Below are 25,903 nucleotides of genomic sequence, written 5' to 3'. Positions count from 1 at the left end.
GGGGAACTCCCAATCGGCGCCACCCACTCGCCGAGCGTCAGATCGATGGGCCCTCCTCGAGGTCGTCGATCACCGCGTGCCCGGCGTCGAGCGCACCGGCAAGGGCCATGACGTACGGATGCCGCGGGTCCTCGAACACCTCATCGATCGTGCCGAGCGCGGCGAGCTCGCCACGATCGAGCACGGCGATGCGATCGGCCGTGCGACGCAGCACCGGCAGGTCGTGGCTGATGATGAGCGCCGAGAAGTTGTGCCGCTCGCGGAGCTCGCCGATGAGCTGCGCCACCGCGTCACGGACCGTGAGGTCGATGCCCGCGGTCGGCTCGTCGGCGACGAGGACGGACGGGCCGAGCACGAGCGCCCGTGCCAGCGCGACGCGCTGCCGCTGCCCGCCGCTCAGCTCGTACGGGAACTTCTCGAGGAATCCGAGCGGCAGCCGCACGCCGTCGATCATGGTTGCGACGCGAGTGGTCAGCGCGCGGCGGTTGTAGCGCCGGTCGCGCTCCAGGATCGGCTCCGCGACGATCTCCGACACGGTGAGATCGGGCGGCAGCTTCGCCGCGGCATCCTGCGGGAGGTACCCGACGTGGAAGCGGTACTCGGGCAGACGGCGCTTCGGCAACTTGCGGAGGCTCTGCCCCATCACGGTCGCGTCGCCGCCGGTGATCACGGGCTGTACTTCACCCTGCCGTTGTTCGAGGGCGATTCCGGAGAGGACCTTCGCGAGCGTCGACTTGCCGCTGCCGGCACTGCCGAGGAGGCCGACCACCTCACCCGGCGCGATCGTGAAGGAGAGCCCGTGCAGCGCCACGTGAGCCGGGCTCGGACCGTGCGCCGGATACTCCAGCGTGAGGTCGCTGAGCACGATCGGGTAACCGTGTGCGGCTGCTCCCCGCATCACACCGCCTCCCGGAGTCGGCGCAGTTCCTCTCGTCGTTCGGCCTGGGCGATCGGGTCGGGCACCGGCAGCGATGCCAGCAGGCGCTGCGTGTACTCGTCTTCGGGTGCTCCGAGCACCTCGACGCCCGTTCCCTCCTCGACGAGTCGACCGCGATACAGCACCGCGATGCGGTCGGCGAGCAGGTCGACCACGGCGAGGTCGTGGCTGATGAACAGCGAGGCGAAGCCGAACTCGAGTTGCAGCTCGCCGAACAGCTCGAGCACGCGAGCCTGCACCGACACGTCGAGCGCGGAGGTGGGCTCGTCGGCGATGAGCAGTTCGGGCCCGAGCGCGAGCGCCCGCGCGAGACTGGCACGCTGGCGCTGGCCGCCGCTGAGCTCATGCGGGAACCGATCGCCGTAGGCCTTCGGGAGCTGCACGGCCTCGAGGAGCTCGTCGACGCGCGTGCGCGCCGATGCGGCATCCTTCGCATGTCCGTGGATGATGAGGGGCTCGGCCACGCACTCGCCGATCGTGAGCAGCGGGTTGAAGCTCGACGCGGGGTCTTGGAACACGAAGCCGATGCGGCTGCGGAGCGGTCGGAACTCGCGCTCGCGGATGCCGTGCATCTCGGCGCCGAGCACCTTCAGCGAGCCGCCGGTCACCTTCGTGAGCCCGGCGATCGCGCGCCCGATGGTGGTCTTGCCCGAACCCGATTCCCCCACCAGGCCGAGCACCTCGCCCGGGCGGATCACGAGATCGACGCCGTCGACGGCACGGAACCCCTCGCGACCGAAGCGTCCGGGATACACGATCTCGAGACCACGAGCTTCGACCACCGGCGGCTGCTGCGCCCAGCCCTCGGGGCGCTCGGCCGCTCGCTCCGCGGCACGCACGGTGCCATGTCCGACGTACGGCACGGCGGCGAGCAGCGCCTTCGTGTAGTCGGCCTTCGGCGCCGCGAAGAGCGACCTCACGTCGGCCTCCTCGACGACCTTGCCCTGATACATCACTGCGACGCGGTCGGCGAGGTCGGCCACGACGCCCATGTTGTGCGTGATGAGGACGATGGCGGTTCCGAACTCGTCGCGAACCCTGCGCAGCAGGTCGAGGATCTCGGCCTGCACGGTGACGTCGAGCGCCGTGGTGGGTTCATCGGCGACGATGAGGCCCGGCTCGAGCACGAGCGCCATCGCGATGACGACACGCTGCTTCTGCCCGCCCGAGAACTGGTGCGGATAGTGGTCGACCCGATGCTCGGGATCTGGGATTCCCACCTTGCGAAGGATGTCGATCGCCTTGGCGCGAGCATCCTTCTTCGACATCGAGCTGTGCGCTCGCAGGCCCTCCATGATCTGCCAGCCGACCGTGTACACCGGGTTGAGGGCCGTGGAGGGCTCCTGGAACACCATGGCGACGTCGTCGCCGCGGATTTCGCGCAGCTGCTGCTTGGAAAGGCTGATGACGTCCTGCGCGCGTTCGCCGTCGCGATCGGAGAGCAGCACGGCGCCTCGCGTCGTGGCCGTCTCGGGCAACAGACCGAGGATCGTCTTGGCCGTCACGGTCTTGCCGCTGCCCGATTCGCCGACGATGGCGAGCACCTCGCCGCGTTCGACGGAGAGCGAGACGTCGTCGACGGCCTTCACGGCCCCGGCGTCGGTGGAGAACGAGACACCGAGGTTCTTGATGTCGAGCACCGTGCTCATCGCTTGACCTCGATTCCGTGCTCGTCGAACGATTCCCCGTCTTCGAGGCCGCCGAGTCCTCCGGGGCCTGCGGCGAGCGTGCCGCCCGGAACGACGGAGGTCTGCGCAACTTCGCCGGCCGCCTGGGCGATGCGGCGGCGGCTGCGGAGTCGCGGGTCGGCCAGGTCGTTGAGGCTCTCGCCCACGAGCATGATGCCGAGCACCGCCAGCACGATCGCGAGGCCGGGGAACGTGGCGGTCCACCAGATGCCACTCGTGACATCCGACTGGGCCTTGTTCAGGTCGTAGCCCCAGTCGGCGGCGGCGGTCGGCTCGATGCCGAAGCCGATGAAGCCGAGCGCCGCGAGCGTGAGGATCGCCTCGGCGGAGTTCAGCGTGATGATGAGCGGGAGCGTGCGTGTCGCGTTGCGGAACACGTGCTTGAACACGATCCGCGAGTTCGAGGCGCCGAGCACCTTCGCCGACTCGACGAACGGCTCCGCCTTGATGCGCACCGTCTCGGCGCGGATGACGCGGAAGTACTGCGGGATGAACACCACGACGATCGATCCGCCCGCCGCGAGCACGCCGCCCCACAGGCTCGACTGCCCCCCTGAGATGACGATCGAGAGCACGATGGCGAGCAGCAGCGACGGGAATGCGTAGATGGCGTCGAACACGACGACCATCACGCGATCGAGCCATCCGCCGAAGTAGCCCGCGTACAGGCCGAGGGCGACGCCGATGAAGAGCGAGAGGATGACCGCGACGATGACCACGAGGATCGCGGTCTGCGCGCCGAAGATCACCCGCGAGAGCACGTCGTAGCCGCCGACCGTGGTGCCGAACCAGTGCTCGGCCGACGGCGGCTGCTGGGTGCCGAACGACCCGGCCTCGTCGCGCCGCTGCGCGAACCCGTACGGCGCGAGGAGCGGCGCGAAGATCGCGCAGATCACGAAGATCGCGAGCAGCACGAGGCCGGCGACCAGCATGCCGCGCTGGAGGCCGACGCTCTGCCGAAGATGGTGGATGACCGGGAGCCGGTCGCGGAGTCGCCGCTTCGGGGCGGCGGGGGTGACGGATGCCGCGGTCATGTCAGTACCTCACCCTCGGGTCGATGAACGCCGCGATGATGTCGACGATGAAGTTGGTGACCGCGACGATCACCGCGAGCAGGACGACGATGCCCTGCACGGCCACGTAGTCCCTCGACTCGATGAACTCGACGAGGATGAATCCCAGGCCCTTCCATTCGAACGTCGTCTCGGTGAGGATGGCGCCGGCCAGCAGCAGCGCGATCTGGAGGCCGATGACGGTGACGATCGGGATCAGGGCCGGCCGGTACGCGTGCTTGCGGAGGAGCCGCAGCTCCCCCACCCCGCGCGATCTGGCCGCGTCGACGTAATCGGTCGCGAGCGTGCCGATGACGTTCGTGCGCACGAGCCGGAGGAAGATGCCGGCGGTCAGGAGCCCCAGGGCGATCGCCGGCAGCACGGCGTGCGACAGCACGTCCATGAGCACCTCGGGATTGCCGCTCATGATGGCGTCGATCGTGTAGAAGCCGGTCTTGTTCGGCATCGCCTGGATCTGCAGCTCGGTGGCCACGCTCGCGCGCCCGGCGACGGGGAACCACTTCAGCCAGACCGAGAAGATGAGCTTCAGGATGAGACCGGCGAAGAAGACCGGCACCGCGTACCAGTAGATGGCGAGCACGCGGAACACCGCATCCTGCGGCTTGTCGCGGTAGTACGCCGTGAGGAGGCCGAGCGGGATTCCGACGGCGAAGGCGACGATGAGCGAGTAGAAGACGAGCTCGAACGTGGCGGGGCCATAGGTTGCGAGCACCTCGAACACCGGCCGGTTCGTGGTCAGCGTCTCGCCGAAGTTGAACGTCGCGATCTGGCCGAGGTACTCGACGTACTGGATGAAGATCGGCCGGTCGAATCCTGCGGCGGCACGCAGCTCTGCGAGCGCCTCGGGTCCGAGCCGGCCACCCTGAGCGGCGGTGATCGGGTCGCCCGTGGTGCGCATCAGGAAGAAGACGAGGGTGACCAGGATGAAGATGGTCGGGAAGATCAGCAGGAAGCGGATCAGCAGGTATCGACCGAAGCCGCCTCCTTGCGATTTCGGCTTCGGTCGGCCAGCGGCGGGGAGATCTTCCGTCGCGGGCGTCGTGTCAAGAGTGCTCATGGGATCCTCAGGGGTACAGGGGAACGGGGGCGACCCGCGGTAGCAGGTCGCCCCCGTCGTCGAGCTTCAACGACTCTAGTCCGTTGTCAGCCCTTCGAGAGTGCCGCGTAGCGGAACTTGAACGACGCGTCGAGCGTGTCTTCCGCGCCCTCGACGTCGGTGCCGACGACGGCCACCTGCGCACCCTGCATGTACGGGATCGTCGACAGGTCGGCCGCGACCTTGTCCTGGATCTCCTCGATGAGGGCGGTGCGAGCCGCCTCATCGGCGGTGACGGCCTGCTGGAGGATCAGGTCGTTCACCTCGGGGGTGTCGTAGTGGGTCGCGAGGAAGTTCTCCGTGAGGAAGAACGGCGTGAGGTAGTTGTCGGCGTCGGAGTAGTCGGGGAACCAACCCAGCTGGTAGGCGGGGTACAGGTCCGCGACGCGGTCCTCGGAGTACTGGACCCACTCGGTCGACTGCAGGTTCACGGTGAACAGCCCGCTCGACTCGAGGTTGTCTTTGATGACCGCGTACTCGTCGCTCGACGACGGCCCGTAGCGCTCGGCCACGTACTGGATCGAGATGGGCAGCGGCGTCGTGATGCCCGCGGCCGTCAGACGCTCCTCGGCCTTGGCCGGGTCGGGAGCGCCGTTGCCGTCACCGTAGAGCTCCTTGAGCGACTCGGTGGCACCCGTGAGGCCCTCGGGCAGGTACGAGTAGAGCGGCGTGAACGTGCCCTTGTAGACGTCCTCCGAGATCGCGTCGCGGTCGATGAGGTCGGCAATGGCCTGGCGGACGGCGAGGGCCTTGGCCGGGTCGGCCTCGGGCGTGGTGGCGCCGAACGGCATCGTGTTGAAGTTGAAGACGAGGTAGCGGATCTCGCCACCGGGGCCGTCGACGACCTTCACGTTGTCGTTGCCGCGCAGGTCGTCGATGTCGGTTGCCGACAGCGTGCGGTGCGCGACGTCGATGTTGCCTTCCTGCACGTCGAGTTTCAGATTGGAGGCATCGGTGTAGTACTTGACGTTCACCGTCTCGGTCTTCGCCTCGCCGAGAAGCCCCTGGTACTCGGGGTTCGCCTTGTAGGCGACGAGGTTGTTGAAGTCGTAACTCGTGATCACGTACTGGCCGGCGAACGCGTTGCCGGCGACGATGTCGTCGTCGGACGTGAGCTCGTCGGGCGAGAAGACGTCTTCGTCGACGATCGGGCCGACGGGGCTCGACAGGATCTTCGGGAAGATCTGGTCGTTCTCGGTCTTCAGCGTGAACACGACGGTGGTGTCGTCGACCGCCTCGGTGGACTCGAGGTTGTACAGCAGCGACGACGGGCCGTTCTCGTCGGCGATCGCGAGCTGGCGATCGAACGTGAACTTCACGTCGGATGCGGTGAGGTCGTTGCCGTTGGCGAACTTGAGGCCCGGCTTCAGTGTGACCGTGTACTCCGTCGGCGACGTGAACTCCGCCGACTCCGCGATGTCGGGTTCGACATCGGGGCTGCCGTACGGGGTGTTCATGAGGAACGGATACACCTGGTTCATGACGGCGAATGAGCCGTTGTCGTACGAGCCGGCGGGGTCGAGTGCCGTGATCTGCTCGGTGGTGCCGATGGTCAGCGTGCCGCCGGCCCCCTCGGTGTTCCCGCCGCCGCCAGCCGTGCAGCCGGCAAGGGCGAGGGCCGCCACCGAGACACCGGCTGCCGCGACGATCACGCGGCGCCGGTTCGTGGATGCGGATGACATATCCGTCTACCTCTTCCTGTCAGGACTGAAACGCGCAGCAGCGAACCGCCTCGCGTTGTCGTATCCCCCAGAGGTAGCACACGGGCCCGGGAAACCTGCGGGGCCGCAGGCCCGCACGACGCAATATTTATGGAAGTGCAACCTTGGACGCAACCGAAGCGCGTGCGGCGCCGTCGAAATGGATGCCGCTCAGTCTGCGCGCAGCGATCGGCGCTCGGCCTCGAGCTCGACGAGGGCGCGCTGCAGGGACGCGAAGGTCGTCGTATCCGAGCGATCCGTGCGCTGAAGCCGGCCGAGCAGCTCGGACTTCTGTCGGAGGAGCTCCCGATCCACGAGGGATCCGACGACGCCCTGCACGTAGACCGTGAGCTCGGCCTCGCTGCGCTGCGGCACCGGGGCGACGGCGAGCTGCCGGACGAGATCGGCGAACGGCGCGGGCACCTCCTCGACGACCCGGTCGACGCGGATGACCGAGTCGGATGACGCGAGCACCGACGCGATCCCGTCGCGCACGACCGCGAGCGAAGCGTTCCCGAACCGGCTGTCGACGGCGCTGCGCAACCGATCCGCGCCGACGCGGTCGGGGTACTGGAGCATGGCTTGGAGCGCGTCGCGCTCGAGTCGCGTCGAGGGGTCGTTCGGCAGGTCGGCGATCGAGAACGGCCGGTTGGGCGCATCCATCACCGTCGGAGGCTGCGCCGGAGGCTCTGACGCGCTGGTCGCCTTCTGGCCGCCCCGCTCCCCCGCGACCTTCACCCCACGACCACCGGCGCCACGAACGGCGCGCGTCACCTCGCCGAGCTCCATGCCGAGCATGCGGGCGAGTTCGCGGGTGTAGCCCGGGCGGAGCGCCGGGTCGCGGATCTCGGCGACGACGGGGGCCGCCGCCCGAAGCGCCGCGACGCGGCCCTCGACCGTTTCGAGGTCGTAGCGCGCGAGCGTGTGCCTGATGACGAATTCGAACATGGGCGTCTTCGTCTCGATGAGCGCGCGCACGGCCGCATCGCCGCGCGCAAGCCGGAGGTCGCACGGGTCGAGGCCGTCGGGCGCGACCGCCACGAACGTCTGCGCGGCGAACCGCTGCTCCTCGACGAAGGCGCGCATGGCGGCTTGCTGCCCGGCCGCGTCGCCGTCGAACGTGAACACGACCTCTCCGACGCCGGAGTCGTCGCCGAGCACCCGGCGCAGCACCTTGATGTGCTCGACCCCGAATGATGTGCCGCTCGTCGCGATCGCCGTCGTCACCCCGGCGAGATGGCACGCCATGACGTCGGTGTAGCCCTCGACGAGCACGACCCGGCGGGTCTTCGCGATGTCGCGCTTCGCGAGATCGAGGCCGTAGAGCACCTGCGCCTTGTGGTAGATCGCGGTCTCGGGAGTGTTCAGGTACTTCGGCCCCGGGTCGTCGTCGAGGAGCTTTCGGGCGCCGAACCCGACCGTCTGGCCCGTGACGTCGCGGATCGGCCAGATCAGCCGCCCACGGAACCGGTCGTACACTCCGCGGTCGCCCTGCGAGACGAGGCCGGATGCCGCGAGCTCATCGGTCGTGAATCCGCGGGCCCTGAGGTGGTTCGTGAGCGCGTCCCAGCTCTTCGGGGCGAAGCCCACGCCGAACCGGCGAGCGGCGTCGGCGTCGAACCCTCGCTCGCCGAGGAAACGGCGACCCGGCTCGGCCTCGGGCGACCCGAGGCGCTCGACGAAGAACTCCCACGCCGCCTGGTTCGCCGCGAGCAGTCGCGCACGGTTGCCGTGGTCGGATGCCGGCCCGCCGTCTTCGTAATGCAGTTCGTAGCCGACGCGCCCGGCGAGCCGTTCGACCGCCTCGGTGAACGAGAGGTGATCCATGCGCTGCAGGAACGTGTACACGTCGCCCGACTCCCCGCAGCCGAAGCAGTGGTAGTACCCGAGCTGCGGTCGCACATGGAAGCTCGGTGTTCGCTCGTCGTGGAACGGGCAGAGGCCCTTCAACGAGCCGACCCCGGCGGGCTTCAGACTCACGTGCTCGCCGACGAGATCGGCGATGTTCGTGCGGGCCTTCACCTCATCGACGTCGCTCTGTCGAATCCGGCCCGCCATGCGCCTCATCCTAGTTCTCTGTGCGGGACCAATGACCCGGCATCATCGCTGCACCAGCCGCTCGTACCACGCGAGCGCGGACTGGTCGGTGAGACTCGCGACCTGGTCGACGATGACCCGCTTGCGCATGCCGTCGTCGCCGGCCGCCCTCCAGTCGGCGGCGAAGCCCGGATCGAGGTGCTGGTCGCCCGCCTCGAACAGCACGTCGGCGAGCGAGGTGAGCACCTGCCGCTGCTGCGCGTAGATCGGCTGTCGGGTGTTCTTCGACATCACGAACGCGGCCACGATGCCCTTCAGCACGGCGATCTCGGCCTGGATCTCACGCGGCACGACCACGTCGGCATCGAACCGGATGAGGCTCGCCAAGGGGAACGCCGAGCGCGTGGCATCCGTTGCGGCATGCGCGAAGCGCCCGATGAGCTGACTCGTGAGGTTCTTGAGCTGCCCCTGCTCGAGCCTGCTGCCGCTCCATGAGTCGAGCCAGCCTTCGAGCGAGTCGAGCCGGTCGAACGCGGCGATGAGCTCATCATGTGGGATGGCCCCGCCGATCCACTCGAACATCGACGACACCAGCGCGTCGTGGTCGACGCGTGCGCCGAGCGCCGCGACATCCACATAGCCGTTCACGATCGCGTCTTCGAAGTCGTGCACCGAGTAGGCGATGTCGTCGGCCAGGTCCATGACCTGGGCCTCGATGCAGAGCCGTCGTTCGGGAGCGCCGGCCCGCATCCATTCGAACACCGGGAGGTCATCGCGGTAGAAGCCGAACTTCGCACGCCCGCTCGGATCGACCACTGAGCTCGCCTCGGGCCATGGATACTTGCAGCTCGCGTCGAGGCTCGCCCGAGTGAGGTTGAGACCGTAGCTGCGGCCGTCGTCGCCGAACACCTTCGGCTCGAGCCGAGTGAGGATGCGGAGCGTCTGCGCATTGCCCTCGAACCCGCCGATGTCTGCTGCCCAGACGTTGAGCGCGCGTTCGCCGTTGTGCCCGAACGGCGGGTGCCCGAGGTCGTGCGCCAGGCAGGCGGTATCGACGACGTCGGGGTCGAGTCCGAGGCTCGCCGCCAGCTCACGGCCGACCTGCGCGACCTCGAGCGAGTGCGTCAGGCGGTTGCGCGCGAAGTCGAGCCCTGCCGTGGGGCTCAGCACCTGGGTCTTCGCCGCAAGCCGCCGGAGCGCACTGGAGTGCAGCAACCGCGCCCGGTCGCGCGCGAAGTCGCTGCGCCTGCTCGTGTGATGTTCAGGCAGCCATCGTTCGGTGTCGGCGTCGTCGTACCCGCCGAAGAGCCGATCGCGCACCCTCAGCCGCCGCTCGTGTCGAGCTCGGCGTCGACGAGCGTGGTGCGATCGTGGCCCACCAGCTCTTGCGAGGCGAGCCAGCCCTCGGGAAGGGCGGGCTGCTTCGGCGTGCCCGCCCGGCCGCGCGGACCTTCGGCGCCCTCCCCGGGATACGGCATCGACCAGTCGAGCGTGCCGAGCAGGTCCTCGAGCTGGGCGAGCGACTCGACTGTGGCGAGCCGAGCCCGCAGTTCGCCGCCGACCGGATAGCCCTTGAAGTACCATGCGACGTGCTTGCGGATGTCGCGGCATCCGCGCTCTTCGCTGTCGAAGAACTCGGTGAGCAGCTCGGCGTGGCGGCGGAAGGTCTGGGCGACCTGCCCGAGCGACGGCTCGAAGCCCGGCGAGCGATCGCCGCGGAACGCCGCAGCGAGATCTCCGAACAGCCATGGCCGGCCGAGGCAACCGCGGCCGACGACCACGCCGTCGCACCCGGTCTCGGCGACCATGCGCAGGGCGTCGTCGGCCGACCAGATGTCGCCGTTGCCCAGGACGGGAACGCTCGTCACGACTTCTTTCAGCTTCGTGATGGCCGACCAGTCGGCCTCGCCCGAGTAGAACTCGGCGGCCGTGCGGGCATGGAGCGCCACGGATGCCACGCCGGCCCCCTCGGCGATACGCCCGGCCTCGAGATAGGTGAGATGGTCGGAGTCGATGCCCTTGCGCATCTTCACGGTGAGCGGGACGTCGCCGGCGGCGCGCACGGCGCCCTCGACGATGTCGCGGAAGAGGCCGCGCTTCCACGGAAGCGCTGCACCTCCGCCCTTGCGGGTGACCTTGGGCACGGGGCATCCGAAGTTCAGGTCGATGTGATCGGCGCGATCTTCCGCAACGAGCATGGTGACCGCCTCGGACACCGTCTTCGGGTCGACGCCGTAGAGCTGGATGGAGCGCGGCGTCTCGGACTCGTGATGGGTGATGAGCCGCATCGACTCGGGCGTGCGCTCGACGAGCGCACGTGAGGTGATCATCTCGGAGACGTAGAGCCCGGCGCCGAACTCGCGGCACAGCCGACGGAACGCCGTGTTCGTGATGCCGGCCATGGGCGCCAGGACGACGGGAGCGTCGAGTCGGATGCCACCGATCGAGAGCGGGGCCGCGGGAATCGTGTCTGGTGAAGGCATCCCCTCGATTCTCCCAGAGAACTCGACCGCCCCGCCCACGCGCGCGATCGCGCGCCTAGGATTCCGAGGAGGACGACCTGTGGAGGACGACATGGCCGATGCGCCGCTGACCGGCTCGGAACGGGTGCGAACCGACGCCGCGGCCCGCGGTCTCGAAGTCGAGATCATCGAGCGTCCGCCCGCGCGCAGCCTGGAAGAGGCCGCCGAGTTGCTGGGCATCACGCCCGGCGACATCGTGAAGTCGCTGGTACTGAAGAAGAGCGACGACACGTACGTGTTCGCGCTCGTGCCCGGCGGTCGCAAGATCTCGTGGCCCAAGGTGCGCGCGTTGCTGGGCGTCAACAAGATCCAGCTCCCGGATGCCGCGCACGCCCTCGCGGCGACTGGCTACGAGCGTGGCACGATCACCCCGCTCGGCTCCACGACCGCATGGCCGGTCGTCGTGGACGAGACGATCGTGGGCCGGCGCATCTCGATGGGCGCAGGCGAGCACGGTCGCAGCCTCTGGGTCGACGCCGACCGGCTCATCGCGGCGTTCGATGCGACCGTCGCCGACATCAGCGAGCCCGAATAGCGGCCCCGTCGTCGAGTAGCGCCCCCGCAGGCCGCGCGACTCGCCGGTCGATGGTCCTATGGATGTCGATTCTTGGTGAGGTCGGTTTTGAGGTCGTTGAAGACTTGGCGGGCGACGTAGCGTTTCAGGGCGCGGATGGTGTCGCGTTTTGAGAGGCCTTCGGTGAGTCTTCGGGTGATGTAGGCGCGGGTGTCGGGGTCGTTCTTCATCCGGCCGATGATGATCATGTGCAGCGCTCGGTTGGCTTGCCGGTCGCCGCCGCGGTGCAGTCGCATCCGGTGGGTTTGTCCGGACGATACTGGGCCGGGTGCGGCTCCGCAGAGTCTGGCGAATGCGGCGTCGCTGGTGATCCGGTCGATGTTCTCGGCGGCGGTGATCAGGAACTGGGCGGTGGTGTGGACGCCCAGCCCGGGACGAGCGAGCAGAGTTGGTGCGGTCGCCGTGGTCAGGGCGCGTAGTTCCTGATCTGCGGCGGTGATCTCGTCGTTCAGGGCGGCGACGCGGTGACCGAGACGTTTCAGGGCATGCTCGGCTGCGTGTGCCGGATCGGCGTACCGCCCGGTGTCGGGTTGGAGTGCGGCCGCGTGTTTCGCGATCGTGGGCAGGCTGAATCGGCGGAGTTGTTCCCGTAGCGGGGTGGGCGCGGTAACGAGGAGGTCCTTGATCTGGTTCAACGCCTGCGTGCGGGACTTCACCGCGGAATTCCGCACCAATGTCAGCATCCGGATCGATTCGATGACACCGGTGGTGTCCTTCGGGATCGCGGTCGCCATCCCGGCGAGGACTTTCTGCGCGGCAGCGATCGCGTCGCTGCGGTCGTCCTTGCCGCGTCGGGCGCGGGTGGCCTTGTCGGTGGTGTTTACTTGGAGGACGTGGATCCCTGCACCGGTCAGCGCCCGAGTCAAGCCGGCACCGTACGAGCTGGTCAGCTCGACCCCGATCCGGTCGATGATCCCGTACGAGCCGGCCCAGTCCACCAGTGCCTGGTAACCGGCCGGCGTCGCCGGGAACGCGGCGTCGCCTTCGAGCCGGCCGTTCAGATCAAGCACTGCCGCGTGATGGGTGTCCGTGTGCGTATCGACACCGACGACGACAGTCGTGCCCGGGACGGGCGCGTTCGGGGTGGGTAGCATGATGGGTGTCTCCTCTCGAGTGATCGATCGGATGACCGCACCGGGCCGGGCGGACAAGACATTGAAGAGTCGGCGGACAGGGTCCTATTAGGTCACATCCCACGCCCGGCCCGGTCTCCCGAACCGACGTGATCGACAAGCCCCGAGCAGGGCCGACAAATCGGCCGAATGACATCACAACGAGTCCGTCGAGTAGCAGGTCAGACCCAGCCCGAGACCGCCACCACCATTCTCAATGTCGAGTAGCGCCGCCGCAGGCGCCGCGTATCGAGACGCGCGACTCGCCGGTCGTCGAGTAGCGCCGCCGCAGGCGCCGCGTATCGAGACGCCTGACCTCGATACGCGTCGGGCTACGCCCGCCGCTACTCGGTCACCGGGGCCTGCGCCTCGGGAACATAGCAGACGTCGCCGTCGCAGATCATCGCCGCGGGGTCGCCCGTCACCATCGTGAACGGTGCGGGTGCGGCATCCGTCACCTCGCTCGGCTCGGTCACGCCGCGGCCCCGTCGCGCTCGCCGGCGACCTGGGTGAGCACCTGCGAGAACACCTCGGCCGGTTGCGCCCCCGAGACGCCGTACTTGCCCTCGAACACGAAGAAGGGCACGCCGTTGATGCCGTACCTGCGAGCCTGGGCGATGTCGGCCTGCACATCGGGGGCGTAGCGACCCGATTCGAGTGCTTCGCGTGTCTCGACCGGGTCGAGGCCGAGCTCTTCTGCGTACCCGACGAGCTCCTCGATGCGGTTCACCCGGCCGCCCTCGGTGAAGTACGCCTTGAGCAACCGCTCCTTCATCTCGAGCTGCGCACCGTGCGCCTTCGCGAGGTGCAGCAGCTCGTGGCCCTTGAGCGTCTTCGTGTGGGCGACCTTCTCGAAGTGATAGTCGAGTCCCGCTTTGGACGCGACCGCGGTGACATGCTCGAGCATCTGCTCGACCTGGGCGACCGGCATGCCCTTGCGCTCCGACAGGTACTCGACCGTCGAGCCCTCGAAGTCGAGCGGCGTGTCGGGAGACAGCTCGAACGAGTGGTACTCGATCTCGACCTCGGGCGCCTCGTCGCCGAGGGCCGCGATGCCCGCCTCGAGGTGCCGCTTGCCGATGTAGCACCAGGGGCACGCGATGTCTGACCAGATGTCGATCTTGATTGGTTCGCTCACGATACATGCAAACGGATACTTCTCTCCTGGTATTCCCCATCGATGCGGGCAGCAGGGTGATCCGTCGAGACCCGGCGCTCAGAACTCGACCGTCTGGCCGAGCGAGACCACTCCGGTCGGTCCGAGTCGTGCCGCCGCGAGCCCGTAACCGAGGGCGCCGTACAGGATCGTCAACCCGTCGGGAGGAAGGCGCCCCCCGACGGTGCATTCGCTGCGCGGTGCACGGGACGGCAGCAGCAGGACGAGGCAGACATCCTGGCCGTCGGTCGTCCGGGCCAGGTAGGCGGCCGGCCCATCGAGGCGGGTGGCGAGCAGCCGCACCGATGCCGGATCGATCGGGTCGACCACGTCGGCGAAGCGCGCCGACTCTGCGGCCGGCGGCACCCGGTCGAAGACGTCGAGGAGCCCCGTCTCCTCGAGCGGCGTGCCGGCGGGCGCGGACTCCGACGCCGCAGAGGTCGCGCGTCCCGGCGCATCGATGGAGGCATGCCGGCCGATCCCCCACCCGAGGGCGGAACCGACGAGGAGGCCGATCGTGCCGGCTACGGCCGACCACCGAACGATGCTCCGGCGCCCCGTGGCGTGCAGGTGCTGCGCAGGTTCGACGGATTCCGTGTCCGTGGCGGCATCCGATGCATCGACCGTCTCGGGACGACGCCCCGGATCTGCTCGGTCGACGTCGCGGGGGCCGTCACCGCCGACTCCCCGTGTCGCGAGTCGCGCGAGTTCGTCCACGGCTCTCGCGCGTTCGGCGTCCGACGCATCGGCGCCGTACGCCAACCGTTGCAGCTCGCGAATGCGCCCCTCACCGGCATCCACTTCGGCCCCCTGCGGCCAGCATGCATCGTCGACCGCCCCGCGGCAAGTCGCCGCGGCGGCATCCGCTCGATCAGACGATGACGGGTGCGGGCGCGTCGACTGCGGCGCCGAAGCGTCGGTTGCGACGCGCGTACACCGCGATGGCGTGCCACAGGTCGGTGCGCGAGAAGTCGGGCCAGAGCGTGTCGAGGAAGACCATCTCGGCGTACGCCGACTGCCACAGCAGGAAGTTCGACGTGCGCTGCTCTCCAGAACTGCGCACGAACAGGTCGACGTCGGGCAGCTCGGGCACGTACAGGCGCCGCGCGATCTGCTTCTCAGTGACCGCCGAGGGCTTCAGGCGACCGGATGCCACATCGTCGGCGATCGAGCGGACTGCGTCGGCGATCTCGGTGCGACCGCCGTAGTTCACGCACATCGTGAGCGTCAGCGTGTCGTTTCCCGCCGTGAGCCGCTCGGCGTACTGCAGCTCGTCGATGACCGAGCGCCACAGACGCGGCCTGCGCCCCGCCCACCGGATTCGCACGCCCCACTCGTTGAGCTGGTCACGGCGACGATGCAGCACGTCTCGGTTGTAGCCCATGAGGAACCGCACCTCGTCGGGCGAGCGCTTCCAGTTCTCGGTCGAGAAGGCATAGACCGAGAGGTGCTTCACCCCGACCTGCACCGCCCCCGCGACGACGTCGAGCAGCGCCGCCTCGCCGGCCTTGTGGCCCTCGATGCGGGTGAGGCCGCGGCCGTTCGCCCAGCGCCCGTTGCCGTCCATGACGATCGCGACGTGGTCGGGCACAGCGCCCTTGGGCAGCTGCGGCGGGTACAGGCCGGTCCAGTCGAGCGGGCGATACGGCACCGCGTCGCGATGCGTGTAGGGCTTGGGGCTCACGAGGTCGTCGTTTCTCTCGAGACGTGGGGCAGGGAGCGAAGGCCGCGCTCGAGGTGCCACTGGGTGTAGGCCGCGACGATGCCGCTCGCCTGGCTCCGATCGCCGGCCAGCGAGGCCTCGGCGTATCCCCAATCGCCTGCGAGCAAAGCGCCGAGCAGTGCGACGGTCGAGCGGGCGATACGCGGCGTTCCGGGCGGCGCGCAGTCGTCGCACACCACGCCGCCCAGCTGCACGACGACGGCTGTGTGCTCGCCGACCCTGCCGCAGCGCGCGCAGTCCTGGAAGCTCGGCGCCCAGCCCGCGAGTGCCAGGGCGCGCAGCAGGTACGAGTCGAGCGTCAGGCTCGCTCCGTGCTCGGCGCGAGAGAGCGAGCGGAGTGCACCCACGAGCAGCAGGTACTGCTGCAGCGACCCCTCGGCCTCGGTGAGCTTGTCGGCCGCCTCCACCATGGCGTTCGCCGCGGTGTACGACGCGTAGTCCTGCGTGATCTCGGCTCCGTACGATCCCAGCGAGTCCGCCTGGGTCACCACGTCGAGGCTGCGGCCCTCGTAGAGCTGCAGGTCGGCGACCATGAAGGGCTCGAGCCGTGCCCCGAACTTCGACCCGGTGCGTCGCACGCCCTTGGCGACGGCGCGCACCTTGCCGTGCCGCTTGGTCAGCAGCGTGAGGATGCGATCGGCCTCCCCCAGCTTGTGGGTGCGCAGCACGACGGCTTCATCTCGGTAGACGGGCACCCTTCATTATCCCGCGCGGCCGTGCGGCAGCGCCGAGGCGGGCCGAGCACCGGCTCGATCACGCGAGGGGCTGCACGGATGCCGCGCTGCCGTCCGGGTCGTCGAGTAGCGCCACGCGAAGCGTGCCGCATATCGAGGCGCAACCAGGTCTCGATACGCGTCCGCCTCCGGCGGGCGCTACTCGACCACCGGACGGGGCGTGAGTAGCGCCACGCGAAGCGCGCCGCGTATCGAGACGCAGCCGCCGCCACGCGAAGCGTGACGCGTATCGAGACGCAGCCGGGTCTCGATACGCGTCCGCCTCCGGCGGGCGCTACTCGACCACCGGACGGGGCGTGGGTAGCGCCACGCGAAGCGGGACGCATATCGAGACGCAGCCGGGTCTCGATACGCGTCCGCCTCCGGCGGGCGCCACTCGACCACCGGACGGGGCCTCAGACGCCGACGACCTGGCGCTCGTCGACGACTTCGACCTGTGCGCTGCGGAGCGCACGATTCACGGCCGACACGACCGCCTTCAGCGACGCGGTCGAGATGTCCGCGTCGACCCCGACGCCCCACAGCGTGCGACCGCCGACCTGGCACTCCACGTACGCCGCAGCGAGGGCGTCGCCGCCTGCGGAGAGGGCGTGCTCGCTGTAGTCGAGCACACGCACGTCTACCCCCTCGGCCCCCAGCACCGAGAGGAACGCCGCGACCGGGCCGTTCCCGGTGCCGTCGGCTTCGACGCGCTCCTCGCCGTCGCGCAGACCGACGCGGACGCGCACCGAACCGGTGAGATCGCTCTCGGTGCGCAGCGACAGCAGCTCGAACCGGCCCCACTTCTCGTCGGGGCGATCCTCGGGCGCCGGCAGGTACTCATCGGTGAAGATGCGCCAGATCTCGTCGCTCGTGACCTCGCCGCCCTCGGCGTCGGTCTTGGCCTGCACGACGCCCGAGAACTCGATCTGCAACCGGCGGGGCAGGTCGAGCGCGTGGTCGGTCTTCAGCAGGTACGCGACGCCGCCCTTGCCCGACTGCGAGTTGACCCGGATCACCGCCTCGTAGCTGCGCCCCAGGTCCTTCGGGTCGACGGGCAGGTACGGCACCGCCCATTCGAGATCGTCAACCGGGATGCCGCGACGGGCCGCCTCGGCATCCATGGCCTCGAAGCCCTTCTTGATCGCGTCCTGGTGCGACCCCGAGAACGCCGTGTAGACAAGGTCGCCCGCCCATGGGCTGCGCTCACCGACGCGCAGCTGGTTGCAGTACTCGGCCGTGCGCTTCACCTCGTCGATGTCGGAGAAGTCGATCTGGGGGTCGATGCCCTGCGTGAACAGGTTGATTCCAAGGGCGACGAGGTCGACGTTGCCGGTGCGCTCGCCGTTGCCGAACAGGCATCCCTCGATGCGGTCGGCTCCCGCCATGTAGCCGAGTTCGGCGGCCGCCACGGCAGTGCCGCGATCGTTGTGCGGATGCAGCGAGAGGATCACGTTCTCGCGGTGGTTCAGGTGCCGGCTCATCCACTCGATCGAGTCGGCGTAGACGTTGGGCGTGGCCATCTCGACCGTTGCGGGCAGGTTGATGATGACGTTTCGCTCGGGCGTCGGCTCGAAGATCTCGAGCACCTGGTTGCACACGTCGACCGCGAACTCGAGCTCGGTGCCCGTGTAGCTCTCGGGCGAGTACTCGTAGTAGACCGTCGTGCCGGGAACCGACACCTCCATCTCGCGGCACTTGCGTGCGCCGTGCAGCGCGATGTCGATGATGCCCTGCTTGTCGCTGCGGAACACGACCTCGCGCTGCAGGATGCTCGTCGAGTTGTAGAGGTGCACGATCGCCTGCTTGGCGCCGCGGATCGACTCGTACGTGCGCTCGATGAGGTGATCGCGCGCCTGCGTGAGCACCTGGATGGTGACATCGTCGGGGATCGCGCGCTCTTCGATCAGGCTGCGCACGAAGTCGAAGTCGGTCTGGCTCGCCGACGGGAATCCGACCTCGATCTCCTTGTAGCCCATGCGCACCAGGAGGTCGAACATGATGCGCTTGCGCTCTGGGCTCATCGGGTCGATGAGGGCCTGGTTGCCGTCGCGCAGGTCGACGGCGCACCAGCGCGGTGCGACGGTGATGCGCTTCGACGGCCATGTGCGGTCGGGCAGGTCGACCCGGATCTGCTCGTGATACGGGCGATACCGATGCACGGGCATCGCCGACGGCTTCTGGGTGTTCTTCATGGGGTGTGCTCTTCTCGCTCTGCGGGTGGGTTTCAGCCGACGACGAACTCCGCAGCGAGGGAGGCCTGGGTTAGGACTCGCTGCGGCAGCTAAGGAGGAGCAGACCGCGTAGCACGAGTCAAGGCTAACACGGCGCTATTCGACGGCGAGAGCCACGACCGGCGCCACCCGCATCGCGCGCCGCGCCGGCGCGATCGACGCGACGAGCGTCAGCACGCCGGCCGCCAGCAGCAGCGCACCGAACATCGCCCACGGGATGCCGGGCAGCACGAGCACGCCCTCACCCTGTGCGCCACCGAGGAGGGACTGCGCCCCCGCCCAGCCGTATCCGAAACCCAGCACGATCCCGGTCACGGTCGCCGCGAGCGTCAGCGCCGCGCTCTCGGCGACGATCATGCGGCGCAGTTGCCGCCGATCGAAGCCGAGCGCTCGCAGCAGTCCCAGCTCACGCGTCCGCTGTATGACGCTGAGCGACAGCGTGTTCACCATCCCGATCGCCGCGATGAGCGCGCTGAAGCCGATCAGCACGGTGAACACGGCGACCGTCACGTCGAGCATCGCATCGACGCCCGCATAGACCTCGGGCTGCGCCCGCTGTGCCGCGCGGATCAACTCGCGATACGACTCCATCGTCACGGCGAACGTGGTCACGAGGGTCACGCCGATGACGATGCCGATCGTCATCCGCGAGCTGCGCTCGGGGTGGCGCACGGCGTTCTCCGCCGCCAGTCGCGCAGCGGGCGACGTGCCGAGGGCGCGACCGACGAGCCGCAGCACGGGCGGCATCACCACGTGCGCGCCGAGCACGATACCGGTGAACGAGAGGATGCCGCCGGCCATGCCGACGAGCACGCCGTAGGGCTCGGTGAGCCCCCAGACGATGCCGACGACGAGCAGCGCAGTGCCGAGGGCGAACAGCAGGGCCGCCGACACGTTGCGCACACGCCGACGCCCCAGCTCCTCGCGATCGTGCTCACGCGAGTCGCCGATCGCCTGGATCGGACGAACCCGCAGCACCCGGCGGGAACCGACCCACGAGGCGAGCCACGTCGTGACGACGACGGCTCCGGCAGGGAGCAGGACCGCGACGTTGAGGTAGTCGTAGTCCGTGGAGGGCATCAGGTCGGTCGCGACCGCGATGACCTCGAGGGCCATGGCGGCGGCCGTGCCCACGGCGATGCCGATCACCGCGCCGATGAGGCCGATGAACAATCCCTCCCGTGCGATCTGCATGCGCTGCGCGCGAGCGCTGGATCCGATGAGACGCAGGAGCGCGATCAGCCTGGTGCGCCCGGCGACAACCGTGGCGACCGTGTTCGTCGTGACGACGGCGCTGACGTACACGGCGATCACGATGAAGACGACCGCGACGATGCCGAGCATGATCGCAACGGTGTCGCTCGAGCCGGTGACGTCGTCGGCGGCGATCGCGGCGGCCAGCAGGCCCGTCACATGCAGGAGTGCGACGCCGAAGGTGCCGGCGAGCGCGGCGACGAGCAGCGTGGGCCACTGGTCCTTCAACCGGGTGCGGATCATGCCGCGACCCCCATCGACAGGATGTACGACGAGATCTCCTCCGCGGAGGAACGGGTCGCGTCGCGCACGATGCGCCCGTCGGCGAGGAACAGGATGCGGTCGGCGTGGCTTGCGGCAACGGGATCATGCGTGACCATCGCGATCGACTGTCCGTACCGGGCGCTCGCCGCCGCGAGGAGGCCGAGCACCTCACGCCCGGTGCGCGAATCGAGGTTTCCGGTCGGTTCGTCGGCGAAGACCAGGTCGGGCCGCGTGGCGAGGGCGCGTGCAATGGCGACCCGCTGCTGTTGCCCGCCCGAGAGCTCGTGCGGCCGGTGACGGAGCCGTGCGCCCAGGCCGAGCGCCTCGATGAGCTCGTCGATCCACGCCTGCTCGTCTCTGCTCGGCCGGCGGCCGTCGAGCTCGAACGGCAGCAGCACGTTGCCCTGCACGTCGAGCGTCGGGACCAGGTTGAACGACTGGAACACGAAGCCGATCCGGCGACGCCGGAGCACGGTGAGGGCGGTGTCGGAGAGCTCGGTGATGTCGGTATCGCCGAGCCAGGCGCGCCCGGTGGTCGGCGAGTCGAGGCCGGCCATGATGTGCATCAGCGTCGACTTGCCCGAGCCCGAGGGCCCCATGATCGCGGTGAACTCGCCGCGACGCAGTCCGAGCGAGACGTCGTCGAGCGCGGCCACGGTTCCTGCACCCTGCCCGTACTGCTTGCCGAGGTTGGTGACCCGGGCGATGAGGCCCAGGTCGGAAGGTTGTATCTGCATGTCGTCGACGCTACGGAGCCGCGTCGGCCGCGGCATCCGGCCCTCGGATGGTTCGCCGTCATCCTGGAGGATGACGCGGCACCTGGTCGTCGAGTAGCGCCGCGCGAAGCGCGACGCGTATCGAGACGTCACGTCCGGGTCTCGATCCGCGTCGGCCTCCGGGCCGTCGCTACTCGACCACCGGAACGGCGGGCAGCCCGTGCTCGTACGCGAACACGACGCGCCCCTGGTCGTCGAGGAGCGCCGCGCGAAGCGCGACGCGCATCGAGACGTCACGTCCGGGTCTCGATCCGCGTCGGCCTCCGACCGGCGCTACTCGACCACCGGCAGCTCGTGCTCGTACGCGAACACGACGCCCCCTGGTCGTCGAGTAGCGCCGCGCGAAGCGCGACGCGTATCGAGACGTCACGTCCGGGTCTCGATCCGCGTCGGCCTTCGGCCGTCGCTACTCGACCACCGGAACGGGGGGCAGTTCGTGCTCGTACGCGAACACGACGAGCTGCACGCGGTCGCGGAGCCCCAGCTTCGCGAGGATGCGGCTGACGTGCGTCTTGACGGTCGCCTCCGAGAGGAACTCGGATGCCGCGATCTCGGCGTTCGAAAGTCCGCGAGCCGCGAGCCCGAAGATCTCGCGCTCCCGCGGCGTGAGCTCCGACCACGCGGCGGGTGCCGCCCGGCGGCCGCTCCCCCGGCCGACGTGCGCGAACAGCTCACGGGTAGCGGATGCCGCGATCACCTGGTTGCCGCGGTGCACCGTGCGGATCGCGGCGAGGAGGAACTCGGGATCGGCATCCTTCAGCACGAAGCCGCTCGCGCCGGCGCGGATGGCGCGCGCCGCGTTCTCGTCGAGGTCGAACGTGGTCAGCACGAGGATGCGCGGTGGCGTGCGCTGCTCGCGGTCGGCATCGGCGAGGATGCGCTCGGTCGCCGCGATGCCGTCCTGCAGCGGCATCCGGACATCCATGAGCATCACGTCGGGACGCGCTCGTTCGGCCAGGTCAACGGCAGCGGCCCCGTCGCCCGCCTCGCCTGCGACGCGCAGGTCGGGCTGCGACTCGACGAGCATCCGCACGCCGGCTCGGAAGAGCGCCTGGTCGTCGACGAGCGCCACGCTGATGGCACTCATGCGAGGCTCCCCGGTTGCACCGGGATGCGGGCGCGCACCCGGAAGGTCCCGTCCCCGTCCGCCTCCGCGGTGAGGGTGCCGCCAGCGAGCTGGGCGCGCTCGCGCATCCCAGGGATCCCATGCCGGATGCCGCGAGACTCGACGGGCGCGGCATCCGTTCGCATCGCGTTGACGACCTCGAGATCGACGCCCCCGTCGTCCCAGCTCAGCCGGAGGTCGACCGGGGCTGACGTGTCACCGTGACGGAGGGCGTTCGTCAGCCCCTCCTGCGCGATGCGGTAGACGGCGATCTGGTGGCCGGTCCCGAGCGGCAGGCGCTCCCCCTTCTCGCTGAAGTGCACGTCGAGACCCGCGTCGCCGACGCGCTCGAGCACGCCGGCGAGGTCGTCGAGCACGGGCTGCGGAGCATCCGTCTCGTCGTGGCGGAGCTCGGCGAGCAGTACTCGTACGTCGCCGAGCGCGCCGCGAGCGACACCGGCGATCGTGTCGAGCGCACCGACAGCGGCCTCGGGCCGCGTGCGTGCGGCGAACCTCGCTCCGTCGGCCTGGGCGATCACGACCGCCAGCGAGTGGGCGACGACGTCGTGCATGTCGCGCGCGATGCGGTTGCGCTCCTGTTCGACGGCGTACCGGTACTCGACGAGCGCCCGCTCACGGGTCGCGATCTCCTCGCGACGACGCACCTCGCGCGAGTCGCGAACGGAACGGGCCAGCAGGCCCGCCGTCCATGCGAGCACGAGCACCGAGATCGCCGCGACGAAGAGGAAGCCGAGCCAGAGGGCCTGGCCGAAGGCGTCGGACGGGTTGGCGTAGAGGGGCGTCGCACCGGTCAGCGGCTTCAGCACCGCCAGGTAGAGCGTGGCGATCACCGCACCGAGTCCCGCGGAGGCGAGGCCGAGCCACTTCACGATCCGGCCGCCGTGCGCGGCCGTGGAGTAGAGCACGCCGAGCACCGCCGCGTCGTAGAGCTGCAGGTCGCGCAGCGCCGTCATCTGCACGATCGCGGCCGCCCAGGCGATGCCGAGCGACCAGGCGGGCGCGAGCCGCCTCACGGCGAGGGCCGCGACGAAGCCGCCGAGCGCCACGAGGTCGACCACGTTTCCGAGCAACGCGAACGGCAGGCAGACGAGCCCGAACACGACCGCGAGCACGATGTCGGTCGTGAGTCTTGCGCGACTCAGGGAGGTGGGCACCGATCCACCGTACGCGCTGTCACGGTGACGTTCGCCGCCGCGGGAGTGGAATCATCCTCGAGTCGTACGCTCAGAACCCGAGCCGCCCGAGCTGCTTCGGATCGCGCTGCCAGTCCTTCGCGACCTTCACGTGCAGCGCCAGGTAGACCCTGCGGCCGAGGAGGCGTTCGACCTGCTCGCGCGCGGTTGCGCCGACCTCCTTGAGCCGGGCGCCGCCCTTGCCGATGATGATGCCCTTCTGGCTGTCGCGCTCCACGAAGACGTTCGCGTAGACCTCGACCAGGTCTTTGTCGTCGCGCTCGATGAGGTCGTCGACGGTGACGGCGATCGAATGCGGGAGCTCGTCGGAGACCCCTTCGAGCGCCGCCTCGCGCACGAATTCGGCGATGCGCTCGGTCACGTCCTCGTCGGTGAGGGTCTCGGCCGGATACAGCGGATGCTCCGACTCGGGCATGAGCGCGAGCAGCTCGTCGACGAGCACGTCGAGCTGCTCCCCCGTGGGCGCCGAGACCGGGATGATCGAGGCCCACTCGCGCAACTCGGAGACAGCGAGCAGCTGCTCGGCCACCTTGACCTTCGGCGCGGCATCCGTCTTCGTCACGATCGCCACCTTCTTCGCGCGCGGATACTGGTCGAGCTGCTCGTTGATGAACCGGTCGCCCGGGCCGATTGCCTCGTTCGCGGGCACGCAGAACGCGATCACGTCGACGTCGCCCAGCGTGGACTGAACGAGCGTGTTCAGGCGTTCGCCGAGGAGGGTGCGCGGCCGGTGCAGGCCCGGCGTGTCGACGAGGATCAGCTGCCCGTGCTCCCGGTGCACGATGCCGCGGATGGCGCGCCGAGTCGTCTGCGGCTTCGAGCTCGTGATGGCGACCTTCTCGCCGACGAGCGCGTTCGTGAGCGTCGACTTGCCGACGTTCGGCCGCCCCACGATCGAGACGAACCCGGCGCGGTACTCAGTCACGGTGGTTGTTCCTTCCATCGGAGTCGTTCAACTCGAACGCCGCCTGCGCGTCGATCAGGGCCTGGTCGCGCTCCACGAGGATCGTCGAGATGCGCTTGCGCCGGCCCTCGGTGCGTTCCGCCTCGAGGATGAGGCCCGAGACGGTCACCCGTTCGCCCCGCTGCGGGAGCCGGCCGAGCTCCTTCGCGAGCAGGCCTCCCGCCGAGTCGACGTCTTCGTCGTCGAGGTCGAGCCCGAACAGCTCACCCAGCTCGTCGATGGGGAGCCGCGCGTTCACCCGGTACCGGCCGTCGCCCAGTTCCTCCACCTGTGCTGCCTCGCGATCGTACTCGTCGGAGATGTCGCCGACGAGCTCCTCGATGAGGTCTTCGAGGGTGACGAGGCCGGCGATGCCGCCGTACTCGTCGACCACCATCGCGAGGTGGTTCGACTCGAGCTGCATCTGCCGGAGGAGGGCGTCGGCCTTCATCGAATCGGGAACGAAGACCGCGGGGCGCACGAGCTCACCGACCCGCAGCTGCTCCGCGTCGAGCGGCCGCTCGAAGCTCAATCGCGCCAGGTCGCGGAGGTAGAGGATGCCGGTCACATCATCGGCATCCTGCTCGATGACCGGGATGCGCGAGTATCCCGCCTTCAGGAACTGCGACATCGCCTGGGCGAGATGCGCGGATGCGTCGATGGTGACCATGTCGGTGCGCGGCACCATCACCTCGCGCGCGACGGTGTCGCTGAACTCGAAGATCGAGTGGATCAGCTCACGGTCGCCCTGCTCGAGCACCTCGAGCTCGGCCGCCTCGTCGACCATGCTGAGCAGCTGTTCCTCGCTCGACACGCCGGCGAACCGGATGCGGGCCGGCGTCACCCGATTGCCGAGCGCGACGAGCGCGTTGGCCAGCGGCCCCAGCAGCACTCGGAGGAAGTGCACGAGCGGTGCCGTGAGGCGCAGCACCGTGGCGGCGTGCGCGCGACCCACGCCACGAGGGCTCGCACCCACGAGCACGAACGACACGGCGGTCATGATGAGCGCCGAGTAGAGCAGCACGAGCCACACGTTGTCGAGGAACGAGGCGAACGCCAGCGTGACGAGTACCGCAGCCGTCGTCTCCAGGATGATGCGCACGAAGTTGACGGCGTTGACATGTGCGCCGGTGTCGTCGGCGATGGCCAGCAGCGATCGGCGCACCCGCGAGCCGATCGCCAGGTCGGTGATATCGGCTCGGCTGCTCACGCCGATGGCCGCATCGATCGCCGCCATGAGGCCGCCGAAGGCGACGAGCACGAACGCCGCGCCGATGAAGAACCACGGCTGCATGGTCAGCGACGACGCTCCTGCATCGCGAAGCCGACGAGCACATCGCGCTGGATGCCGAACATCTCCTTCTCTTCCGCGGGCTCGGCATGATCGAAGCCGAGCAGATGCAGGATGCCGTGCGTCGTGAGCAGCAGCAGCTCGTCCATGAGTGGATGCCCCGCCGTACGGGCCTGCGTCTCGGCGACCTGCGGGCACAGCACGACGTCGCCGAGCAGGCCGGGCGGTGCGGGCTGGTCCTCGGTACCAGGACGCAACTCGTCCATCGGGAAGCTCAGCACGTCGGTCGGACCCGGCTCATCCATCCACTGCACGTGGAGCTGCTCCATCGCGCCCTCGTCGACGAGCACGATCGCGAGCTCGGCGTCGGGATGCACGTGCATCGCGTCGAGTGCGTACACGGCGAGACGCTGCAGCGCACCCTCATCGACGTCGACGCCTGACTCGTTGTTGACCTCGATGCTCACCTGCGGTGAACCCCCGCCTCGTCG

23 protein-coding genes are annotated in these 25,903 nt (G+C 69.1%); 1 reads left to right on the top strand and 22 read right to left on the bottom strand.

Annotated features, from left to right (window positions below):
- Positions 1 to 37: 37 nt before the first annotated feature.
- The 8 genes from HUS56_RS13345 to dusB all read right to left on the bottom strand — a co-directional run bounded on the left by HUS56_RS13345 (position 38) and on the right by dusB (position 11,014).
- On the bottom strand, positions 38 to 898 hold the full coding sequence (locus HUS56_RS13345; RefSeq protein ID WP_173923930.1) for an ABC transporter ATP-binding protein: 861 nt from the start codon (positions 896 to 898) through the stop codon (positions 38 to 40).
- Positions 898 to 2,586, bottom strand: a complete 1,689-nt coding sequence (locus tag HUS56_RS13340; protein WP_173923929.1) for an ABC transporter ATP-binding protein — start codon at positions 2,584 to 2,586, stop codon at positions 898 to 900. The genes HUS56_RS13345 and HUS56_RS13340 overlap by 1 nt, the downstream gene beginning before the upstream one ends.
- Entirely contained in the window at positions 2,583 to 3,659 is a 1,077-nt protein-coding gene (locus HUS56_RS13335; protein WP_173923928.1) for an ABC transporter permease, read from the bottom strand. Before HUS56_RS13335 ends, HUS56_RS13340 begins: the two co-directional genes overlap by 4 nt.
- Position 3,660: 1 nt before the next feature.
- Positions 3,661 to 4,755 carry an ABC transporter permease gene (locus HUS56_RS13330; protein WP_173923927.1) on the bottom strand — a complete coding sequence of 365 codons (1,095 nt, stop codon included), beginning with the start codon at positions 4,753 to 4,755 and terminating at the stop codon, positions 3,661 to 3,663.
- 86 nt (positions 4,756 to 4,841) lie between these two features.
- Positions 4,842 to 6,476: an ABC transporter substrate-binding protein gene (locus tag HUS56_RS13325; RefSeq protein ID WP_173923926.1), complete on the bottom strand. Its 1,635-nt coding sequence runs from the start codon at positions 6,474 to 6,476 to the stop codon at positions 4,842 to 4,844.
- Between the two features lie 189 nt (positions 6,477 to 6,665).
- Entirely contained in the window at positions 6,666 to 8,552 is a 1,887-nt protein-coding gene (gene dnaG, locus HUS56_RS13320) for a DNA primase (RefSeq protein WP_173923925.1), read from the bottom strand.
- 42 nt (positions 8,553 to 8,594) lie between these two features.
- A complete protein-coding gene (locus HUS56_RS13315; RefSeq protein WP_173923924.1) occupies positions 8,595 to 9,851 on the bottom strand; it encodes a deoxyguanosinetriphosphate triphosphohydrolase in 1,257 nt (418 codons plus the stop codon).
- 2 nt (positions 9,852 to 9,853) lie between these two features.
- Positions 9,854 to 11,014 (bottom strand): tRNA dihydrouridine synthase DusB, encoded by a 1,161-nt coding sequence (dusB, locus tag HUS56_RS13310; RefSeq protein ID WP_173923923.1) that lies wholly within the window; start codon positions 11,012 to 11,014, stop codon positions 9,854 to 9,856.
- 91 nt (positions 11,015 to 11,105) lie between these two features.
- On the opposite strand from dusB, the gene HUS56_RS13305 reads away from it, so the two are divergent.
- On the top strand, positions 11,106 to 11,588 hold the full coding sequence (locus tag HUS56_RS13305) for an aminoacyl-tRNA deacylase (protein ID WP_173924595.1): 483 nt from the start codon (positions 11,106 to 11,108) through the stop codon (positions 11,586 to 11,588).
- A gap of 56 nt (positions 11,589 to 11,644) precedes the next feature.
- On the opposite strand, the gene HUS56_RS13300 is transcribed toward HUS56_RS13305, so the two are convergent.
- The 14 genes from HUS56_RS13300 to ybeY form a co-directional block, all read right to left on the bottom strand.
- Positions 11,645 to 12,721, bottom strand: a complete 1,077-nt coding sequence (locus HUS56_RS13300) for an IS110 family transposase (RefSeq protein ID WP_173923922.1) — start codon at positions 12,719 to 12,721, stop codon at positions 11,645 to 11,647.
- A 362-nt stretch (positions 12,722 to 13,083) separates the two neighbouring features.
- On the bottom strand, positions 13,084 to 13,215 hold the full coding sequence (locus HUS56_RS17445; RefSeq protein ID WP_256368819.1) for a hypothetical protein: 132 nt from the start codon (positions 13,213 to 13,215) through the stop codon (positions 13,084 to 13,086).
- Positions 13,212 to 13,877: a DsbA family protein gene (locus HUS56_RS13295; RefSeq protein ID WP_173923921.1), complete on the bottom strand. Its 666-nt coding sequence runs from the start codon at positions 13,875 to 13,877 to the stop codon at positions 13,212 to 13,214. The genes HUS56_RS17445 and HUS56_RS13295 overlap by 4 nt, the downstream gene beginning before the upstream one ends.
- A 78-nt stretch (positions 13,878 to 13,955) precedes the next feature.
- On the bottom strand, positions 13,956 to 14,696 hold the full coding sequence (locus tag HUS56_RS13290; protein ID WP_173923920.1) for a hypothetical protein: 741 nt from the start codon (positions 14,694 to 14,696) through the stop codon (positions 13,956 to 13,958).
- Positions 14,697 to 14,766: 70 nt separating this feature from the next.
- Positions 14,767 to 15,579, bottom strand: a complete 813-nt coding sequence (locus HUS56_RS13285) for an isoprenyl transferase (protein WP_173923919.1) — start codon at positions 15,577 to 15,579, stop codon at positions 14,767 to 14,769.
- A complete protein-coding gene (gene recO, locus HUS56_RS13280) occupies positions 15,576 to 16,313 on the bottom strand; it encodes a DNA repair protein RecO (protein WP_173923918.1) in 738 nt (245 codons plus the stop codon). The genes HUS56_RS13285 and recO overlap by 4 nt, the downstream gene beginning before the upstream one ends.
- A 434-nt stretch (positions 16,314 to 16,747) precedes the next feature.
- Positions 16,748 to 18,526 carry a 2-isopropylmalate synthase gene (leuA, locus tag HUS56_RS13275; protein ID WP_173923917.1) on the bottom strand — a complete coding sequence of 593 codons (1,779 nt, stop codon included), beginning with the start codon at positions 18,524 to 18,526 and terminating at the stop codon, positions 16,748 to 16,750.
- Positions 18,527 to 18,661: 135 nt separating this feature from the next.
- Positions 18,662 to 20,062, bottom strand: a complete 1,401-nt coding sequence (locus HUS56_RS13270) for an ABC transporter permease (RefSeq protein ID WP_173923916.1) — start codon at positions 20,060 to 20,062, stop codon at positions 18,662 to 18,664.
- Positions 20,059 to 20,820, bottom strand: coding sequence for an ABC transporter ATP-binding protein (locus tag HUS56_RS13265; protein ID WP_173923915.1), 762 nt, complete (start codon positions 20,818 to 20,820; stop codon positions 20,059 to 20,061). The genes HUS56_RS13270 and HUS56_RS13265 overlap by 4 nt, the downstream gene beginning before the upstream one ends.
- Positions 20,821 to 21,265: 445 nt before the next feature.
- Positions 21,266 to 21,946 (bottom strand): response regulator transcription factor, encoded by a 681-nt coding sequence (locus HUS56_RS13260; protein ID WP_173923914.1) that lies wholly within the window; start codon positions 21,944 to 21,946, stop codon positions 21,266 to 21,268.
- On the bottom strand, positions 21,943 to 23,139 hold the full coding sequence (locus tag HUS56_RS13255; RefSeq protein WP_173923913.1) for a sensor histidine kinase: 1,197 nt from the start codon (positions 23,137 to 23,139) through the stop codon (positions 21,943 to 21,945). Before HUS56_RS13255 ends, HUS56_RS13260 begins: the two co-directional genes overlap by 4 nt.
- A 70-nt stretch (positions 23,140 to 23,209) precedes the next feature.
- Complete coding sequence (era, locus tag HUS56_RS13250; protein ID WP_173923912.1) at positions 23,210 to 24,121, bottom strand: GTPase Era; 912 nt, start codon at positions 24,119 to 24,121, stop codon at positions 23,210 to 23,212.
- The gene (locus tag HUS56_RS13245) at positions 24,096 to 25,415 is read right to left on the bottom strand and encodes a hemolysin family protein (RefSeq protein WP_173923911.1); all 1,320 of its coding nucleotides are present in this window, start codon (positions 25,413 to 25,415) and stop codon (positions 24,096 to 24,098) included. Before HUS56_RS13245 ends, era begins: the two co-directional genes overlap by 26 nt.
- A gap of 2 nt (positions 25,416 to 25,417) precedes the next feature.
- Positions 25,418 to 25,879 (bottom strand): rRNA maturation RNase YbeY, encoded by a 462-nt coding sequence (gene ybeY / locus HUS56_RS13240; protein WP_173923910.1) that lies wholly within the window; start codon positions 25,877 to 25,879, stop codon positions 25,418 to 25,420.
- Positions 25,880 to 25,903 lie beyond the last annotated feature (24 nt).

It is taken from the genome of Agromyces sp. Marseille-P2726 (genome assembly GCF_902809835.1).
In the GTDB taxonomy this organism is placed as follows: domain Bacteria; phylum Actinomycetota; class Actinomycetes; order Actinomycetales; family Microbacteriaceae; genus Agromyces.
The sequence above is the reverse complement of the archived record's forward strand: the minus strand, read 5'-3'. Positions and strand labels throughout refer to the sequence as shown.